Here is a 14,697-nt window from a genome sequence, read left to right on the forward strand (position 1 = left end):
GCAAAGAAGCAGCATGTTAGATTCGCCGGCAGTTTTTCGGGAGTCGAAACGATGCGTGCATGGCTGTTGCTGTTTTGCCTGCTGCCGGGCCTGGCCCTGGCCGAAGCCTGCGTGGTGCATAGCCAGGCCGAGCGCCTGAGCGTGCAGATCTGCCAGGAGAATCGCAACATCCCCGACACCCTGTTTCGCGAAGGCTTCTGCCAGCCGCAGTTGCAAGGCCAGACAGTCGAGGTGGAGTTCGTCGAGCAGTGCCCCAAGGGCGCCCACGGCGTCTGTCAGAACGCGCGCGCCGGTAGCGGCCTGTACCTGCAGGATATCCACTACTACGGCGTGGCCAGCGACGCGCTGTACCTGGAGCCGGCCTGCACCAGCCAGTATCAAGGCACGTGGATCAAGCCCTGAACCTCCACAACGCCAAGCGGCGCGGGTCTGAATAGCGTAGGGCGGGTGCAACCCGCCAGGCTGCGAGTGGCGGGTTGCACCCGCCCTGCGAGGAAATGCAACGACCCTGACATCAAAATGTCACCAAACGAGCGCCTAATGACTACGGGTACCTCACATGACCCTCATGTCGAGTCACGCGTCGACATGATCTCTTGGTGCTTAAGGCCGGGGCAGTTGCTCCGGCCTATTTTTTCATGGCTCGCCACCAGTAGGGTGCGCCGTGCGCACCGAGCAAACACCGAAGTATTCGCGGTGCGCGCAGCGCACCCTACGGAGGGCAGCCAACCAAGGATTTCGCTCAGGCCAGCCAATCCAGGGTCAGCAGCAAGCGCCGCTGCCCGGCAGGCGGCTGCGGCGAGCGATGGATCAATCCACGCCCTTCGTTGCCGTGCCATTTCTCGCCCTTGGCCAGCGCCACATGGCCGCTGTCGAGGCGCCGGATCAACGCCTCGTCCTGCGGCTCTGCCCCCGGCTGACCGAGTTTGCTGCGCGGCATGGCGCCCTCTTCCAGCCAATCGCTGCCGACACCGGCATAGCTGGTGATCAGCCGCACCGGCACGTGGTCGACGTGAAAACGCGGGCACATGGCCTTGTCCAGCGCGCGCAGGCGCAGGCCGATGCGCTCGGCGTCGAGCAGGCAGGCATAGGCGCGCACCAGCCAGGCCACGTCGGCGAGAAAGGCCGCCTGGCCCGGCAGATCGGCGTACTGCGCCACCAGGCCGTCGAGGTTCGGCTCGCTGTCCGCACGCGCCAGCTCCAGGGTCATGGACTGCGCCAGCGGTTCGCCTTGCGCCAGCAGCGTCTCGGCGAAGTCGATGATCTGCGCCGGCAGGCGACGCTGCCAGACGGCGAGATTGACGCCATCGTGCAGCACTTCACCGAGCACCTGGATATCCTCGCCCAGCACCTGCCGGGACACTTTCGGCAACTGCAGGGCGAACATCAGGCGGCCTCCTGCTGCCAGGCACCGAACGGATCGGCGAGCAGGCGCCAGGCATCCGGGCCGCCGGCCATTTCCGCGTCGGTGAGCAGACAGTCGTCCAGCTCACGCACCAGTCGCGGGAAGTCGATATTCTGGCCGATGAACACCAGCTCCTGGCGGCAGTCGCCAACCTCGGCGCTCCAGTGCTTCATGATCGCCTGCAGGCCTTCCTCGTCCTGCGGCCAATGCTGCTTGGCCACGAAGCGCCACCAGCGCCCGGCCAGGCCATGGCGCATCAGCCCGCCGGCCTGCGACCAGCTACCGGCTTCCTGATACTTGCTGGCCAGCCAGAAGAACCCCTTGGAACGCAGCAGCCTGCCATTGCGCCATTCCTGCGAGAGGAAATCGAAGAAGCGCTGCGGATGGAACGGCCGGCGCGCACGGTAAGCGCTGGAGGCGATGCCGTACTCCTCGGTTTCCGGCACGTGCTCGCCGCGCAGTTCCTTGAGCCAGCCCGGCGCCTGCGAGGCGCGGTCGAAGTCGAAGCGGCCGGTGTCGAGGATCTTGTCCAGGGCGATCTGGCCCATGCTCATGGCCTGGATATCGGCGTGGGTGTTGAGGCCACGGAGGATGGCCATCAGTTCTTCGCGCTCGGCCTGGCTGATCAGGTCGATCTTGCTGATGAGGATGACGTCGGCGAACTCCACCTGCTCGATCAGCAGGTCGGCGATCGAGCGTTCGTCCTCCTCGCCCAGGGTTTCGCCACGGCTGGCGAGGCTGTCGGCCTCATGGAAGTCGCGCAGGAAGTTCACCCCGTCGACCACCGTGACCATGGTATCCAGCCGCGCCAGGTCGGACAGGCTGCGTCCCTGCTCGTCGCGGAAGGTGAAGGTTTCGGCCACCGGCAGCGGCTCGCTGATGCCAGTGGACTCGATCAGCAGGTAATCGAAGCGACCGTCACTGGCCAATCGGGCGACTTCCTCGAGCAGGTCTTCGCGCAGGGTGCAGCAGATGCAGCCGTTGCTCATCTCCACCAGCTTCTCTTCGGCGCGGTTGAGACTGACGTCCTGCTGGACGGTGGCGCCGTCGATGTTGATTTCGCTCATGTCGTTGACGATCACCGCGACCTTGCGGCCCTCGCGGTTCTTCAGCACATGGTTGAGCAGGGTGCTCTTGCCGGCGCCAAGAAAGCCGGACAGCACGGTAACGGGTAGACGCTGATGCATGGGGTGTTCCTCGTTCAGTCACGGTCACGCTGATGTTTTTCGCGCTGCTCCTGACGCTCCTTGGCTTCGATGCACAAGGTTGCGGTGGGGCGCAGCAAAAGGCGCTTGAGGCCAATGGGCTCACCGGTCTCCGAGCACCAGCCGTATTCGCCACGCGCCAGGCGTTCGAGCGCCTGGTCGATCTTGTCCAGCAGCTTCTTCTCCCGCTCCAGCAGGCGCAGCTGCCACTGGCGCTGCTCCTCGGCGGCGCCGATGTCGGCGACGTCACTGCTGGTGTCGGGTTGGCGCAACTCGGTGATTTCCTCATCGATGCGCGCCTGCAACTCGGCACGCTGCGTCAGCAGCAGTTCGCGGAAGAACAACTGCTGGGCGTCATTCATGTAGTCATCGGCTGGCTGGGCCAGCAGCTCGGCTTCGGTAGTCGCGGTCAGGGGCATGGCAAATCGGCTGGCTTGTTTTAATTGTTATAACATAACATTAATTTCCAACCGCTACCCACGGATTTGCGATGAACGAACAACCCCTGCCGGATATTGCCGCCCAAGCCACCCATCACGACCTGCCGCTGGACTGGGTCGGCATGGCCGGTATCGCCCTGCCCATTCGCCTGGCGGACGCCGCCGTGACCGCCAATGTCGATATCGGCGTCAGCCTCGATGATGCCGGCGCGCGCGGCATCCACATGTCGCGCCTGTACCTGGCGGCGCAGCGCCTGGTGCATCAGCCATTGAACGTGCCGGCAGTGCTGCAGGTGCTGGACGACTGCCTGGGCAGCCACCAGGCGCTGTCCGACAGCGCCACCCTGACCCTGCGCGGCGAGGTGCCGCTCAAACGGCCGGCGCTGGTCAGCCCGCTGCACGGCTGGAAGACCTATCCCTTCGAGTTGCGCGCCCGGCAGGACGGCCGTGGCGTGAACATCGAACTGCAGGTCGAGGTCGGTTACTCGTCCACCTGCCCCTGTTCGGCAGCGCTGGCGCGGCAGCTGATCCAGCAGCGCTTCGCCTGGGACTTTCCCGATCAGCAGGTGGATTACGCCAGCGTGCTCGACTGGCTCGGCTCGACCCAGGGCATCGTCGCCACGCCGCACAGCCAGCGCAGCACGGCGACCCTGCAACTGCGTCTGGTGCCAGGCTGCGTCGACCTGCCCGTGCTGACGCTGATCGACAGCGCCGAACAGGCCCTCGGCACACCAGTGCAGACGGCGGTGAAACGCGCCGACGAACAGGCCTTCGCCCTGGCCAACGGGCAGAACCTGATGTTCTGCGAAGACGCCGCACGCCGTTTGCACCGCGCCCTGCGCCAGTTGCCGCAGGCCAGCGCGTTCCGCCTCAAGGTCGTGCATGCAGAAAGCCTGCATGCCCACGATGCGGTGGCGCACAGCTGCTGGAACTGGAACTGAGCCATGACGTCCGACGCCTGCTGGTTGCAGCTGGAATCCGCCGAGGTCGGCCACGCCGTGGCGCTGAGCGAGGCCCTGGGGCCATCGCCTGCAATGAAGCCGGATTGATCCGGTGATCGCCCTGCGCCACGACAGCGGCGAGCTGCACATCACCGACACGCGCGAGCTGGGCCTGCTCCGGCCAGGTACGGGAGGATTGCCTGGAGCGGCCGCTGCGCTACCGACGCGTCTGAGTTACCAGCCGCCGCCTCCGCCGCCGCCAGCCCCTCCGCCGGAGGAGCCGCCACCATGGGAGGCGGACGAGCCGGAGCCGCTGCCACTGCTGCTGGAACCGGAAAAGCTGTCGACGGATCTCGGCGCCTCTGGCGGCACGGAAGCCGTCATCAGCATCCGGTCGAGACTCCAGGCAAGCGTCATGGCCTCACCCGAGGCCATCATCCGAGTGAAACCCTGTGGCTGGTAGTCCACCTCCACTGGCGCCAGCGTGCCCTTGCGCAGCTCGGCGGTGAACCGCCGGGTCCACTGCTGCTCGACCCCCAGGGCCATGGCGTAGGGCAGGTGCCGTTCGTACAACGCAATGCTCATCACGGGGGCCTGGCCTGCCTGGTCCAGCACGTCCCTCTCGGCCAGGCTCAGGTAATTACGGTAGCCCTCCAGCTCATCGAGCAGGCGCCGTCCGGCGATGGAGGGCGAGCGCATGAGCTTGCGTGCCACGGCGACGATGACGAACAGTGCCACACACTGCAGCACCGCCGCGCCGCCCACAAGGCCTGCGGCCAGACCCAGGCTGATCAGGACGAACAGCATCAGCAAGAGTGCCGAACCGATCATCTCGTGGGTCAGGCAGTAGAACATCCCGGCCCCCAGCAGTACCCCCAGCAGCATCGCCCAAACGGCGGTGTTCGCAGCCTCCGAGTCGCCCGTGGACGTCACCAGCAGAGCGATCCCCGTCATCAGGGCGAAGAACGCACCTAGCAACCAGGACCCGGTATGGTTACTGAAGTTGTTCTGCTCGATCCCTTCGAAGCTCTTGAGCAGCACCTCCAGGGCTTTCGTCAGACGCGGTTCATAGCGGCCACCCAGGGTCAGCGAGCCACTCTTCTGTGCTATCAGGGTATCGAGCATGCGCCGCTCTTCCTCGCGTATGGCATCCCCGTCCGCCTCACCACGCGTCAGCACCAGGCCGTCGGCGTTGCGCTGCAGGCTCAGCCAGCCTCGAATGGCCAAGTCGGTGAACATGATGCTCAGCGCACGCACGCCCTTGCGGTCATTGCCCAGGCCGCGGCGCCACACGTACCCGGCCATCAAGGGGCTGACGCCCCGAGACAGCTCGAACAGGGGGATCACCAGGCCCTTGGCCGGCCCCCGGCCGTCTGTCCACCAGAGGCGTGCGTAGAACAACAACAGCCCGCTGAAAGCGAGCACCAGCAAGATAAGACGCAGGTTGTCGGCCAGCAGTATCAGCAACTCGTCCCACCAGCCGGGACGGGCGACCAGCCCCGCCTGCCAGGCCAGGGCGACGGTAAAGCCTTCGCGCGCGTCCAGCTCGCGCGTGGTCGCCAGGCGCAGACGGTTGCCCTGCTGCTCGATCACCTCGTAGGCGCCCTCACGCGAACCCTGGTAGCCGGTATAGCCATGTGCAGCCTCGATCTGCGCGCCCTCCGGCAGCAACACCTCGACGCTGGCCCGACGAATCGGCAGCTGCCAGTCATTGCCGGTGACGTTCCAGTAGAGCTCATCGACGCGGGCGTGATGCAGCAGTTGCGCATCCATGCGGTAGGTCAGCTCGTAGACATAGGGGCCGGGCTGAAGCATGACATCGGCACGGCCCAGACGCAGGCGAACGCCGTGCTCCTGCGCCTGTTGCGTGACGGTTTCCGGCTGACCGTCACGCGTGGCCGAGAGCAGCGTCAATGGCGTGCTGCGCAGCAGCCCAGTGCCCAGGCTGTAGCCTGTAGGGATGTCACGATAGATGCCGCGAGATATCTGTCGCCCTTCGGCAATCACGGCGATGCGCTCGGTCACCCGCACTTCGCCACTGGGCTCGACCTGCAGGTGCACGTCATAGCTCTGGATGGCCTCTTCGGCCCGTGCACTGAAGGCGCAGAAACAGCACAGCAACAGCAGAATTCGCAGTCTTCCTGACATCACACTCTCCTTGGCGCTCACAACCGCCTGCCTGGGCGAATCGAGGCGGCACCCTACCCCAGTCAGCTCGGCAGAAAAAGCGAACGCCGCACATCAGCGGCCCCCGCCACAGACGCCTTTACCAACCCCCTCCACCGCCGCCGCCACCTCCTCCACCCGAAGAGCCGCCACCGGACGAACCGCCCCCGCCCGAAGAACTGCTCGACGGCGGCGACGACGCCAGGGCCGTGGCGCTGGCGAGGCCGGCGGCCAGCGCGCCGCTCAGGGCTTGCGGCGAGCTGTAGCTGCTGCGGCTGTGGTACCAGCTCGGTTGATAGTCGCGCTGCGCCGGGTCGATCAGGCCGCTGGCCAGGGCCTCGCTGAAGCGCGCGCTCCATTTGTCTTCCACGCCCAGGGCCATGGCGAAGGGCAGATGGCGCTCGTACAGCGCGATGCTCATCGCCGGGGCGTCGCCCGCCAGGGCCAGGGCATCACGCTCGGCCAGTTGCAGGTAATCGCGATAGCCTTCCAGCGCATCGAGCAGGCGTCGCCCTTCCAGGGTCGGCGCCGGCAACAGGTAATAGAACACCAGCACCAACACGACATGGACGACGACCAGCAACAGCGCCGGTAGCGACACCGATGCGGCGATCATCATCAGCCCCACCGGCACCGGCCAGCCGAACATCAGTGCCACCAGGTACAGCCCCATCTGCTTGCCGAAGCTGGGCTGGTGGCGGGCCATGCTGAACACGACCAGTGCCGGCACGCCAAAGCCCAGGCTGAACACCAGCCCGGCCAGCCCCGTGCCCCACTCATCTCCGCCCTGGCCACTCAAGAGCACGGTGGCGGCGCAAGCCAATGCGGCCCACACCAACCCCCAGGCCCAGATGCCGCGGTTGTTGGCGAACCAGGCCTTGCCCTGTTCGCCCAACTGGCTGCCCAGCCCGGCTACCGCATCCGCCAGGCGTGGCTCGTACTGGGTGCCGATGATCAGCGCGATGCCGGCCTTGTTGGCCGGGAACAGGCGCTTGCGCAGGTCGCGATCCAGCTCGCTCATGTCGCCGCCTGCGCCCTGGTCGCGGGCCAGGCTGAAACCACCGCCGTGCCGCTTGTCCTCGATATGCAGGTGCTTGCGGATGGCCATGTCGGTGAGCCACACGCTGAAGGCGCGCGCCTCACCGAAAGCGCCGCGCAATCCGCGATGCCAGAGATAGCCCGCCTGCACCGCACTCATGCCCTGCGGCCCCTCGAACAGCGGGATGATCACGCCCTTCTGCGGATCGCGGCCGACCCGCTTCCAGGCGCGCAGGTAGAACAGCAACAGACCGATCAGCGACACGCCGCCGATGCCAACACCCAGGTTGTCCAGCACGGCGCGGCTGGCGTTCTGCAGCAGGCCCGGCCGTGGCACCAGTCCGGCCTGCCAGTCCACGGCCACGGTCAGGCCGTGATAGGCCGGCAGCGTCTCGGTGGTGGCCAGGCGCAGGTAGTCATCGCGCCGTTCGAGTATGCGGAAGTCCTGACCCTGATCGCCCTGAGCCCCGGTATAAGCCGCCAACTGGCCGATGCGCGCCCCCGCCGGCAGGCGCACCTCCACCGTGGCCTGGCGGATGGGAAATAGCCAGCCGTTGCCGGTGACGTTCCAGTACAGCTCGTCCGTATCGGCGTGATGCAACAGGGCACGGCCAACCCGATAACGCAGCTCGTAGCGATAGCGCCCCGGCTCCAGCAGGATGTTCGACGAGCCCAGGTAGAAGCGCACCCAGGCGCCATTGCGCTCGCTGCGCACCGACTCGGGCCGGCCATCGCGGGTCACGCCCAGCAGGGTGATCGGGCTGCTTTGCTCCAGCCCCATCGGCAACGCATAGCTGACCGGCAGATCGCGATAGATGCCACGACGAATGTCCCGGCCTTCGGCATGCACGGTGATGTATTCGGTCACCAGCAGGTTGCCGTCCGCCTCGACCTTAAGGCTCACGGCAAAATCCTCGATCATCTCCTGCGCCAGCGTCACGCCGGGCAGCAGGACAACCAACAGCAACAGCCCTCGCAGCCATCCGTGCATGTTCAGAACTCCATCTTCGGCGATTGGCCGTCACGCGGGTCATCCAGCGTGAAGTATTCGGCCGGGGTAAAGGAAAACAGGCGCGCCACCAGATTGCTCGGCACCGACTCGACCAGCACGTTCAGCTCGCGCACCGCGCCGTTGTAGTAACGCCGCGCCATCTGGATATGGTTCTCGACCTCGCTGATGTTGCCCTGCAACTCGCGAAACTGGTCGTCGGCCTTGAGCTCGGGGTAAGCCTCGACCAGGGCGAACAGCTGGCGCAACTGGCTGCCCAGTTGCGCCTCCACCGGCGCGCGCTGGCCCAGCGGCGAGTCGGCCAGTTGCACCGCGCGCATGCGCTCCTGCACCAGCGCCTGCAGCGTGCTCTGCTCGTAACTCATGTACTGCCGTACGCATTCCACCAGCGCCGGAATCAGGCTGGCGCGGCGCTTGAGTTGCACATCGATGCCGCTGCCGGCCTCGGCCACGCGGTGACGGTTGAACACCAGGCGGTTGTAGTAGAAAACCGTGGCGCCGCCGAGCACCAGCAGCGCACCCACCAGCCACTCTAATCCTGAAACCTGCATAGCCTCTCCTTGATTGGCCGATGACCACTCACTTTGCACTGACATCGTGGCAGCCCGTATCCTGTAGTGCCAGCCAGTCAGCGAGGCCCGCATGCAGATCGAGTTGATCGAGATCCGCGACCACCTGAATCGCTTCGCGCCTTTCGACAATCTGCCGGAGCAGACTCTCGACGAGATCGCCCGCCAGGTGCAAGTGGGCTACTTCAAGGCCGGTAGCGAAATCCTTGCCGTCGGTGCGCCGATCCACGAGCTGCACTACGTGCGCAGCGGCGCGGTGGAAATCCACCGGCGTGGCGGCGAGCTGCACAACCGCCTGACCGAGGGCGACATCTTCGGCCAGGCCGGCCTGCTGCGCGGCAACAAGGTGCGCCTGGGCGCCACCGCGCTGGAAGATTGCCTGATCTACTTCATCCCCGACACGCTGTTCCATCAGCTCTGCGAGCAGTTCGACAGCTTCGCCGACTTCGTCGAGGCCGAAGGTCAGTCGCGACTCAAGTCCGCCCTGGAAGACAGCCACGGCAAGGCCAGCGAGCTGATGAAGATCAAGGTGCGCAAGCTGATCTCGCGTGGCGCGGTCAGCGTGCCGCTGGATACGCCGATCCAGCAGGTGGCGCAGGTGATGACCGAGCACAGTGTGTCCTCGGTCATCGTCGTCGATCCCGGCACGCGCTGGCCCGACCCGCACCAGGTGGACGTGGCCGAGCAACAGACCCAGGTGATGGCCGGCATCCTCACCGACCGTGACCTGCGTACCCGCGTGGTTGCCGCCGGCCTGCCCAGCGATACCCCGGTCAGCCAGATCATGACGCCTAACCCCATCACCCTGCAGGCCGACGACTCGGTGTTCGAGGCCATGCTGTGCATGCTGCGCAACAACATCCACCACCTGCCGGTGCTGCATCGCCGCCGCCCGGTGGGCGTAGTGGCGCTGGCCGACATCATCCGCTACGAGTCGCGCAGCAGCCTGTACCTGGTCAACGGCATCTTCAACAAGACCTCGGTGGACGGGCTCAAGAGCCTGCTGCCGGACCTGCGCGCCACCTTCGTGCGCATGGTCGCCGACGACGCCAGCGCGCACATGGTCGGCAGCGCCATGAGCGGCATCGGTCGCGCCTTCAGCCAGCGCCTGCTGGAACTGGCCGAACAGAAACTCGGCCCGCCGCCAGTGCCCTACTGCTTCATGGTCGCCGGCTCCATGGCCCGTGACGAGCAACTGCTGCTCACCGACCAGGACAACGCCCTGGTGCTCGACGACCGCTTCGATGCGGACGAACACGACGCCTACTTCGCCGAACTGGCGCAGTTCGTCAGCGACGGCCTGGCCGCCTGCGGCTACAGCTACTGCAAGGGCGGCATCATGGCCACCAACCCCAGGTGGCGGCAGCCGCTGAAGGTGTGGCGGCAATACTTCAGCGACTGGATCGAGCGGCCCAACCCGGAAACCCTGCTCAACGCCAGCATCTTCTTCGACCTTGACGGCCTCTACGGCGAAACCGAGCTGGTGGAGAACCTCAAGGACCTGCTGGCACAGAAGGCCAGTGCCAGCCCCGCCTTCCTCGCCGCGCTGGCGCGTAACGCGCTCAACCGCACGCCGCCGCTGGGGTTCTTCCGCACCTTCGTGATGGAAACCGACGGTCGCCACCGCAACATCATCAACCTCAAGGGCCGCGGCACCGCGCCGCTCACCGACCTGATCCGCGTGCACGCCCTGGCCTGCGGCTCCAAGGCGCAGAACTCGCTGGACCGCCTCGATGCCATCGCCGCCACCAAGCTGCTACCCAAGGAAGCGCTGGAGCACCTGCGCTACGCCTTCGAGTTCCTCAGCCTGGTGCGTGTGCGTCACCAGGCGCGTGAAGTCGAGGCCGGCAACGCGCCAAGCAACTACATCGAGCCGGAACAGTTCAGCGCCAGCGAGCGCCAGCACCTCAAGGAAGCCTTCCAGGTGATCAGCAACGCGCAGAAATTCCTGCGTTTTCGCTATCCGGCGCAACCGGCGAGCCGTCCGCGATGAGTGAGCGCGCGGCCCAGGACTGGCCGCAACTGTTCGCCAGCCTCGCCGAAAGCAGCCGCGACCCGCGCCTGCGCGCCTACTACGGTGCCGGCTGCGTCGCGGTCGATACACCTCTGCAGGATGTCCCGCTGGTGGCGCTGGATGTGGAAACCACCGGCCTCGACCCGCGCGAAAACGCCATCGTCAGCCTTGGCCTGGTGCCACTGAGCCTGCAACGCATTCGCTGCAGCGAGGCGCGCTACTGGGTGGTCAAACCCACTGGCGAGCTGAACGCCGAATCGGTCACCTTCCACCACATCACCCACAGCGACATCCGCCATGCCCCGCGCCTGGCCAGCGTGCTCGAAGAGTTGCTGGAAGCCATGGCTGGCAAGGTGGTGGTGGCGCACTACCGCAATATCGAGCGCAGCTTCCTCGACCAGGCCGTGCGTCAGCACCTGGGCGAAGGCCTGGTCTTCCCCATCATCGACACCATGGAACTGGAAGCCCGCCTGCACCCCAAGCGCACCGTGAGCTGGTGGGACCGCCTGCGCGGCCGCGAGCCCCTCTCCATCCGCCTGTCCGACAGCCGCCTGCGCTACGGCCTGCCGCTCTACTCGGCGCACCACGCCCTGACCGATGCGCTGGCCTGTGGCGAGCTGCTGCAGGCGCAGGTGGCGAGGCATTATCCGACGCATACACCGATCAGCGCGCTCTGGAGCTAAACTCCAGCCCCCGCGCAAGGCGTCGGTACTCTCGAATCAAGACAGCGCAGACACGCCCATGAATCGCCGCAAAAAGATAAAGCAACTGCTCGAAGCCCACGCCAAGAAGGCCAATGCCAAGCTCGCGCCCAAAAGCAACAAACCCAGGTATATCAGCAAAGCTGACAGGGCGAAGTTGGAGGCTGAAGCGGCTCAAGAGCCCGTCACGTCCGTTGAGTAAAAGTTGATCGTTCCCACGCTCCGCGTGGGAACGCAGCCCAGGACGCTCCGCGTCCGTTGCGATTTAGGCAGAATCCGCCGACGCAGAGCGTCTCGAACGGCGGTGCCCACGCAGAGCGTGGGTACCATCGGCAAGGACTTTGTCGGCGGTGTTGATCGTTCCCACGCTCCGCGTGGGAATGCAGCCCAGGACGCTCTGCGTCCGTTGCGATTTAGGCAGAATCCGCCGACGCAGAGCGTCTCGAACGGCGGTGCCCACGCAGAGCGTGGGCACCATCGGCACACGGCGGAATGGCGCTAGCCGAGGACTTTGTCGGCGGTGTACACCGCCTCGTCGAGAAACACGTTGACCGCCGGGTGATCGCGCTCGCCCTTGCGGTAGGCGAGGAAGACGCCGCGCTGGATATCCGGCAGCAAAGGTACGGCGGTGACACCGGGCAATGGACGCACCAGGCGCAGGCCGGAGACGATGGAGATGGAGTTGCCCGAGGCGACCATGGCCGCGACCATCTCGAAGCCGGCGCAGTGCGCGTTGATGCGCGGGGAGTAACCCGAGCGACGGCACAGGTTGGTGATGAATTCGCCGAAGGAACTGCCGGTGGAGTCCAGCGCCCAGGCTTCGTCGCGCAGCTCGGCGATGGTCAGGCTGTCGCGCCGGGCCAGCGCATGGTCGATGGGCAGCAGCACGTGCAACAGGTCCTGGGTCAGGGGAATCAGCGCGTAGTTCTCGCGGTTCTCGTCGGGCTGCACGGCCAGGTCGTCGATCACCGCCACGTCGATCTGCCAGGCGCCGAGGGCGCTGAGGCTTTCCTGCGGCTCCAGCTCCAGCACCACCACGTTCAGCCGAGGGTAGGCGCTGCGCAGCGCACGCACGGTTTCCGCGATCACCGCCACGGCGATCGAGGGGAAAGCGGCCACGCGCAGCTCTCCGGCGATTTCCCCCCGCAGCAGCGCCAGTTCCGAGCGCGCTTCGTCGAGCACCATGAGGATGCGTTCGGCGTGCGCCACCAGGCGCTCGCCAGCCGGGGTCAGCACCACGCCGCGACCGCGCCGTTCGATCAGCGCCATATCCGCTTCGCGTTCGAGCTGGGCAACCTGCTGCGAAACCGCCGAAGGCGTCAGGTGCAGCGACTCGGCGGCGGCCGCCATGGTGCGACAGCGGGCCAGTTCACGCAGGGTGCGCAGGCGGGTGATGTCCATGGCGTGATCTCAATAGTTAAGGGTCGCTAACGAATAGGTTAAAAATAAATCAGTATACATAATGATATGACCGGCCTTAGATAGCGATATCCACACGCGCTGAACCGGGCGCGTGGTTCACCCACATACAGGCATCGTTGAAAACCCGGTTTTCAGCCGTGCCCACAGAAGAAGACTCTCGCCATGGCTATCAGCGTTTTCGACCTGTTCAAAGTCGGTATCGGCCCCTCCAGCTCACACACCGTCGGCCCGATGCGCGCGGCCGCGCTGTTCACCCACGCCCTGGAGAACCACGGCCATATGCCGCAGGTGACCCGCGTCGCCGCCGAGCTGTACGGCTCGCTGGGCGCTACCGGCAAGGGCCACGGCAGTGACAAGGCCGTGTTGCTCGGCCTCAGCGGCTACGAGCCGGACACCGTCGACGTGGACCAGGTGCCCGGCTACATCGAGGCCATCCGCCGCGACAAGCGCATCGTCCTGGCCGGCAAGCACGCCGTCGCCTTCGACGAGAAGGCCGACCTGAAGATGTTCCGCAAGGCGTTGCCGCTGCACGCCAACGGCCTGCGCTTCGCCGCCTTCGACGCCGCCGGCATCCAGATGCACGAGGCCACCTATTACTCGGTGGGCGGCGGCTTCGTGGTCAGCGAGGCAATCCTCGCCGACGGCTCCAAGCACAAGGTCATCGCCCCGGACGCCACCAGCCTGCCGTTGCCGTTCAGCAGTGGCGCCGACCTGCTGCGCCTGGCGCGCGAGAACGGCATTGGCATCGCCGAGGTGATGCGCCGCAACGAACGCCACTGGCGCAGCGACGAACAGACCGATGCCGGCCTGCTGGAAATCTGGAAGGTAATGCAGGCCTGCGTTGACCGTGGCTGCCGCACCGAGGGCATCCTGCCGGGCGGCTTCAAGGTGCGCCGCCGCGCCGCGATCCTGGCGCGCAAGCTGGGCGGCTTCCAGCGCAGCTACCTGGAAGACCCGCTGCGCATGCTCGACTGGGTCAACCTCTGGGCCCTGGCGGTGAACGAGGAGAACGCCGCCGGTGGCCGCGTGGTGACGGCACCGACCAACGGCGCCGCCGGCATCATCCCGGCGGTGCTGCACTACTACGCCAACGCCATTTCCGGCGCCAGCGAGCGCGGCATCATCGACTTTCTGCTGACCGCCGGCGCCATCGGCATCCTCTACAAGGAAAACGCCTCGATCAGTGGTGCCGAAGTGGGCTGCCAGGGTGAAGTGGGCGTGGCCTGCTCGATGGCGGCCGGCGCCCTGTGCGCGGTACTCGGCGGTACGCCCGAGCAAGTCGAGAACGCCGCCGAGATCGGCATGGAGCACCACCTGGGCCTGACCTGCGACCCGGTCGGCGGCCTGGTGCAGATCCCCTGCATCGAGCGCAACGCCATCGCTTCGGTCAAAGCCATCAACGCCGCGCGCATGGCGCTGTACGGTGACGGCTCGCACTACGTGAGCCTGGACAAGGTGATCAAGACCATGCGTGAGACCGGCGCGGACATGCTGACCAAGTACAAGGAAACCGCCCGTGGCGGCCTGGCGGTGAATATCATCGAGTGCTGATGCACGGCCGCCAGATGCGAAAACGCCGCGAACCCTGACAGGTTCGCGGCGTTTTCGTTTGTGGCCGGGGGCGATAAGCCCCTCTCCCATCAATGGGAGAGGGAAGCGATCTGCGTATTTTCTAAGGAAACACTGAAAAAGCCGTCATACCCGCACAGGCGGGCATCCAGAACCTACGAATCATCTGGGCTCCCGCCTTCGCGGGAGTGACGATAAATGGCTTTCTCAGATCATTC

General features: G+C 65.9%; 13 protein-coding genes. 6 read left to right on the top strand and 7 right to left on the bottom strand.

Features of this window, described 5'->3' with window-relative positions:
• The first annotated feature begins 51 nt into the window (after positions 1–51).
• Entirely contained in the window at positions 52–402 is a 351-nt protein-coding gene (locus ACN0X6_RS06550; protein ID WP_417702820.1) for an NADH:ubiquinone oxidoreductase, read from the top strand.
• A gap of 340 nt (positions 403–742) precedes the next feature.
• Here ACN0X6_RS06550 and ACN0X6_RS06555 read toward each other — a convergent pair whose 3' ends face one another.
• The 3 genes from ACN0X6_RS06555 to dksA are packed head-to-tail and all read right to left on the bottom strand — an operon-like array spanning position 743 to position 3,029.
• Positions 743–1,387, bottom strand: coding sequence for a DUF1826 domain-containing protein (locus ACN0X6_RS06555; RefSeq protein ID WP_417702821.1), 645 nt, complete (start codon positions 1,385–1,387; stop codon positions 743–745).
• The gene (gene zigA / locus ACN0X6_RS06560; RefSeq protein ID WP_417702822.1) at positions 1,387–2,592 is read right to left on the bottom strand and encodes a zinc metallochaperone GTPase ZigA; all 1,206 of its coding nucleotides are present in this window, start codon (positions 2,590–2,592) and stop codon (positions 1,387–1,389) included. The genes ACN0X6_RS06555 and zigA overlap by 1 nt, the downstream gene beginning before the upstream one ends.
• A 14-nt stretch (positions 2,593–2,606) precedes the next feature.
• The gene (gene dksA / locus ACN0X6_RS06565; protein ID WP_417702823.1) at positions 2,607–3,029 is read right to left on the bottom strand and encodes an RNA polymerase-binding protein DksA; all 423 of its coding nucleotides are present in this window, start codon (positions 3,027–3,029) and stop codon (positions 2,607–2,609) included.
• A 71-nt stretch (positions 3,030–3,100) separates the two neighbouring features.
• On the opposite strand from dksA, the gene folE2 reads away from it, so the two are divergent.
• On the top strand, positions 3,101–3,991 hold the full coding sequence (gene folE2 / locus ACN0X6_RS06570; protein ID WP_417702824.1) for a GTP cyclohydrolase FolE2: 891 nt from the start codon (positions 3,101–3,103) through the stop codon (positions 3,989–3,991).
• A 234-nt stretch (positions 3,992–4,225) separates the two neighbouring features.
• On the opposite strand, the gene ACN0X6_RS06575 is transcribed toward folE2, so the two are convergent.
• The 3 genes from ACN0X6_RS06575 to ACN0X6_RS06585 all read right to left on the bottom strand — a co-directional run bounded on the left by ACN0X6_RS06575 (position 4,226) and on the right by ACN0X6_RS06585 (position 8,755).
• The gene (locus tag ACN0X6_RS06575) at positions 4,226–6,139 is read right to left on the bottom strand and encodes a DUF2207 domain-containing protein (protein WP_417702825.1); all 1,914 of its coding nucleotides are present in this window, start codon (positions 6,137–6,139) and stop codon (positions 4,226–4,228) included.
• Positions 6,140–6,257: 118 nt separating this feature from the next.
• On the bottom strand, positions 6,258–8,186 hold the full coding sequence (locus ACN0X6_RS06580; RefSeq protein ID WP_417702826.1) for a DUF2207 domain-containing protein: 1,929 nt from the start codon (positions 8,184–8,186) through the stop codon (positions 6,258–6,260).
• A gap of 2 nt (positions 8,187–8,188) precedes the next feature.
• The gene (locus ACN0X6_RS06585; protein ID WP_417702827.1) at positions 8,189–8,755 is read right to left on the bottom strand and encodes a LemA family protein; all 567 of its coding nucleotides are present in this window, start codon (positions 8,753–8,755) and stop codon (positions 8,189–8,191) included.
• Positions 8,756–8,846: 91 nt separating this feature from the next.
• Between ACN0X6_RS06585 and ACN0X6_RS06590 the strand changes: the two genes are divergently transcribed.
• Genes ACN0X6_RS06590 through ACN0X6_RS06600 form a run of 3 tightly spaced genes read left to right on the top strand, consistent with a single transcriptional unit; the run spans position 8,847 to position 11,690 of the window.
• Positions 8,847–10,766: a DUF294 nucleotidyltransferase-like domain-containing protein gene (locus ACN0X6_RS06590; RefSeq protein ID WP_417702828.1), complete on the top strand. Its 1,920-nt coding sequence runs from the start codon at positions 8,847–8,849 to the stop codon at positions 10,764–10,766.
• A complete protein-coding gene (locus tag ACN0X6_RS06595; protein ID WP_417702829.1) occupies positions 10,763–11,470 on the top strand; it encodes a 3'-5' exonuclease in 708 nt (235 codons plus the stop codon). The genes ACN0X6_RS06590 and ACN0X6_RS06595 overlap by 4 nt, the downstream gene beginning before the upstream one ends.
• 58 nt (positions 11,471–11,528) lie before the next feature.
• Complete coding sequence (locus tag ACN0X6_RS06600) at positions 11,529–11,690, top strand: DUF2986 domain-containing protein (protein WP_417702830.1); 162 nt, start codon at positions 11,529–11,531, stop codon at positions 11,688–11,690.
• 296 nt (positions 11,691–11,986) lie between these two features.
• On the opposite strand, the gene ACN0X6_RS06605 is transcribed toward ACN0X6_RS06600, so the two are convergent.
• Positions 11,987–12,889, bottom strand: a complete 903-nt coding sequence (locus ACN0X6_RS06605; protein WP_417702831.1) for a LysR family transcriptional regulator — start codon at positions 12,887–12,889, stop codon at positions 11,987–11,989.
• 183 nt (positions 12,890–13,072) lie between these two features.
• Between ACN0X6_RS06605 and ACN0X6_RS06610 the strand changes: the two genes are divergently transcribed.
• Positions 13,073–14,461 carry an L-serine ammonia-lyase gene (locus ACN0X6_RS06610; protein ID WP_417702832.1) on the top strand — a complete coding sequence of 463 codons (1,389 nt, stop codon included), beginning with the start codon at positions 13,073–13,075 and terminating at the stop codon, positions 14,459–14,461.
• Positions 14,462–14,697 lie beyond the last annotated feature (236 nt).

Origin of the sequence: Pseudomonas sp. (genome assembly GCF_048269965.1) — a bacterium.
Classification (GTDB): Bacteria; Pseudomonadota; Gammaproteobacteria; order Pseudomonadales; family Pseudomonadaceae; genus Aquipseudomonas.

Excerpts from the sequence above, each read along its gene's own strand:
- ACN0X6_RS06550 (WP_417702820.1), top strand. The coding sequence starts at position 52 with ATGCGTGCATGGCTGTTGCTGTTTTGCCTGCTGCCGGGCCTGGCCCTG.
- ACN0X6_RS06555 (WP_417702821.1), bottom strand. The coding sequence starts at position 1,387 with ATGTTCGCCCTGCAGTTGCCGAAAGTGTCCCGGCAGGTGCTGGGCGAG.
- zigA (WP_417702822.1), bottom strand. The coding sequence starts at position 2,592 with ATGCATCAGCGTCTACCCGTTACCGTGCTGTCCGGCTTTCTTGGCGCC.
- dksA (WP_417702823.1), bottom strand. The coding sequence starts at position 3,029 with ATGCCCCTGACCGCGACTACCGAAGCCGAGCTGCTGGCCCAGCCAGCC.
- folE2 (WP_417702824.1), top strand. The coding sequence starts at position 3,101 with ATGAACGAACAACCCCTGCCGGATATTGCCGCCCAAGCCACCCATCAC.
- ACN0X6_RS06575 (WP_417702825.1), bottom strand. The coding sequence starts at position 6,139 with ATGTCAGGAAGACTGCGAATTCTGCTGTTGCTGTGCTGTTTCTGCGCC.
- ACN0X6_RS06580 (WP_417702826.1), bottom strand. The coding sequence starts at position 8,186 with ATGCACGGATGGCTGCGAGGGCTGTTGCTGTTGGTTGTCCTGCTGCCC.
- ACN0X6_RS06585 (WP_417702827.1), bottom strand. The coding sequence starts at position 8,755 with ATGCAGGTTTCAGGATTAGAGTGGCTGGTGGGTGCGCTGCTGGTGCTC.
- ACN0X6_RS06590 (WP_417702828.1), top strand. The coding sequence starts at position 8,847 with ATGCAGATCGAGTTGATCGAGATCCGCGACCACCTGAATCGCTTCGCG.
- ACN0X6_RS06595 (WP_417702829.1), top strand. The coding sequence starts at position 10,763 with ATGAGTGAGCGCGCGGCCCAGGACTGGCCGCAACTGTTCGCCAGCCTC.
- ACN0X6_RS06600 (WP_417702830.1), top strand. The coding sequence starts at position 11,529 with ATGAATCGCCGCAAAAAGATAAAGCAACTGCTCGAAGCCCACGCCAAG.
- ACN0X6_RS06605 (WP_417702831.1), bottom strand. The coding sequence starts at position 12,889 with ATGGACATCACCCGCCTGCGCACCCTGCGTGAACTGGCCCGCTGTCGC.
- ACN0X6_RS06610 (WP_417702832.1), top strand. The coding sequence starts at position 13,073 with ATGGCTATCAGCGTTTTCGACCTGTTCAAAGTCGGTATCGGCCCCTCC.